Raw genomic sequence first — 2,483 nt, 5'->3', positions numbered from 1 at the left:
TTCTAAATTTATCTGGAAACACTGTAATTGAGCCCCTTATATGGCATTTAATGAAAAAGAATATCATTACTTACATAATCATATGCATAACTTAACAAAGGATCTTTCCCTTTACTAGTATAGACTTTTAAGAAGGAGCTGGACCACTATATCGAAAAATTATACTCGATCTCTAAATGTTATCCCCGTGATTATAACTATCGTTTTTTATCTTCTAGTACTAGGTTTATTCCTTCGAGATGCTATAGATGGTATCTCGTATTTAGTTTTACTGCTCCTTAGTTTATTTATGCTAACTATCTCTATCTTCATATTTCGAAGAAAACAGAAGACCAAACAACAACTTACTATTTCTCTAGCGATCCTATTGCTTCTATTTTGTTATGAGCTTCCGCTTCTAGGGTTCGTTACAAAAACATACGTAGCAAACTTATATGTAGAACCAAGACAGACAGTAGAAGGTTCAGGAATCTTTATAGTAGCTATTTCTTACAAAGCTTTAGATAACATGGAAAGCAAACAGGAGGCTCAGGAGTATTTAAGGAAGTACCCTGATCAAGAGGTCATAACAATTACTAAAGTAAGGAACGAGATTCTTTACGAAAATAAGAACAGGACAATATTTGAGTGGCTACAACTTAAAAAAACGCCGAAGGAAGAGATGAGAGAGAACTTAAAACTGTACTTTGGTAAAGAAGAAGCAAGGCTTACAGAATATTTCAAGCATGATAAAGGGATAGGAGACAGTGCAGGGCTATGCTTGCTGTTAACTGAACTCATTATAAAAGGTGAATTACAAAATGGTCTACGTTTGGCTATTACAGGTGCCATTGATGCAGAGGGAAATGTTTTAGCTGTTGGAGGCTTGAGAGAAAAACTACAAAATGTTAAAAAATATGATTTTCCTTTTATGATTATACCGAGCGAAAATGCAAAAGAAGCAGAGACCCTTCAAAGAGAGTTAAAGTTAAATATTGAAGTTATTGATGTCGAGCATGTTGACGAAGCCATTGAAGTAATTAATGATTTGAACGAAAAATATAAAAAGTAGATGGATAACTAAACAGAGTGACTTGAAATATTTAGAACGCCCATAGTGGCGTTTTTTTTGTTTGCTAAAATTTCATTTTCCTGAAATTTCAAGTTGTAAAAACAAACAAATGTTCGTATACTAAAAAGTAATAGGAGGGAACAAATGTGCGCATAATAATTTTGAAGTCAATGAAAGCCAATCAGTTATCTGAAATGATTTACATGAAACACAATGGGGAAATCAGTAAGAGACGAGTTAAGGTGCTAAGTGTCTCTAAGGACTCCTTCCAGGCTTATTGCTTTTTAAGAGGTACGAAAAGGATCTTTAAAATAGAAAATGTGTTAGCATTTGTTCCCGTTCTCCAAAAGGAACGTGAGGTTATATGAATATTCATGATAAATTTTTTGAAGGGATTAAAAAATCTAAATATCCTTTAGATCCTCGTCGAAATATTAAATGGGGGACATCTATGATGCTTCCAGAACATGTCTCACTACTTCGTGAGTATTATGAAGAGGTAAAGAAAGAGCCTAAGCCAGTATTAACCGAATACGATTATGTCATAATCTCAGAGACGCTTGAGTTAGCCTATACGTCTAAAGGTGATACGAAGATCAAACGCTGGAAAAATGGTCACTATATTTATAACAGGGGGACTATTGAAGAAATAGATGTAAAGCATAGGACAATTCATCTTCACGATCCATTTTATTTAATACCTATTAAGCTAGAAGAAATTGTAGATATAACAATTATGGACTAAGGAGTTGCTAATCATGAGCAAAACGAAGGAACAATTAGAGCTAGATCAATTAGTAAATGAATTATTTGAAAAATATTCTGGTGAAGTAGTGAATTCTTATATAGAACGGATTAGCGATATAAGTTACCAGGACATTGACCTAGAGCTTTGCACTACTATAGAAGAAACATGTAATGAATCCACCAACCTGTAAAAAGGTAGGTGGATTTTTTGATTCATTAGAGGGAGTGAAAAGAAAATTTTCATTTTATTTTGAATGCACTTTATTATGCCGATAATTTAGTTAAGCTTACAAAAACCTTATAGTTCAACAATATATAAATAAACAAAATAATTTCTTAAGATTTTCTTCAGAATTATACTGCTGGAATGTTAAGAAATGAAGGTTACAATAAGAATCATAAGAAAGCAAACGTGAGGAGGTAGCAAGAGATGCCTGAGTTTACTGTACTAGTGACGGATGATGACCAAGATATACGAGATGGAATAGAAATCTATTTAAAAAATGAAGGCTACCGAGTGTTGAAGGCAGGAAATGGGATAGAAGCACTGGAGTTGCTAGAGGAAAACGAGGTTCATGTCATTGTATTAGATATCATGATGCCTCAAATGGATGGAATTTCTGCTACTTTTAAAATTCGAGAGCAAAGAAATATACCAATTATTATGTTAAGTGCTAAAGCAGAG

Annotated in this window: 5 protein-coding genes; all 5 read left to right on the top strand. The window is 33.4% G+C overall.

The window, feature by feature from the left end; genetic code table 11:
- Positions 1-187 precede the first annotated feature (187 nt).
- Positions 188-1,051 (top strand): S16 family serine protease, encoded by an 864-nt coding sequence (locus tag AC06OU_RS09595; protein WP_475855448.1) that lies wholly within the window; start codon positions 188-190, stop codon positions 1,049-1,051.
- 146 nt (positions 1,052-1,197) lie between these two features.
- On the top strand, positions 1,198-1,419 hold the full coding sequence (locus AC06OU_RS09590) for a transcriptional regulator (RefSeq protein WP_169359228.1): 222 nt from the start codon (positions 1,198-1,200) through the stop codon (positions 1,417-1,419).
- Positions 1,416-1,796 carry a YolD-like family protein gene (locus tag AC06OU_RS09585; RefSeq protein ID WP_298469713.1) on the top strand — a complete coding sequence of 127 codons (381 nt, stop codon included), beginning with the start codon at positions 1,416-1,418 and terminating at the stop codon, positions 1,794-1,796. The genes AC06OU_RS09590 and AC06OU_RS09585 overlap by 4 nt, the downstream gene beginning before the upstream one ends.
- Positions 1,797-1,809: 13 nt before the next feature.
- On the top strand, positions 1,810-1,989 hold the full coding sequence (locus AC06OU_RS09580; protein WP_169359226.1) for a hypothetical protein: 180 nt from the start codon (positions 1,810-1,812) through the stop codon (positions 1,987-1,989).
- Between the two features lie 239 nt (positions 1,990-2,228).
- Positions 2,229-2,483: response regulator (locus AC06OU_RS09575; RefSeq protein ID WP_475855447.1), on the top strand; the 255-nt coding region annotated here is incomplete at its 3' end.

The organism is Psychrobacillus sp., from assembly GCF_056205495.1.
This window is presented reverse-complemented; position numbering and strand designations above follow the sequence as displayed.

Bases quoted from the DNA above. Each gene is read 5' to 3' on its own strand.
- AC06OU_RS09585 (WP_298469713.1), top strand. From the start codon at position 1,416: ATGAATATTCATGATAAATTTTTTGAAGGGATTAAAAAATCTAAATAT.
- AC06OU_RS09580 (WP_169359226.1), top strand. From the start codon at position 1,810: ATGAGCAAAACGAAGGAACAATTAGAGCTAGATCAATTAGTAAATGAA.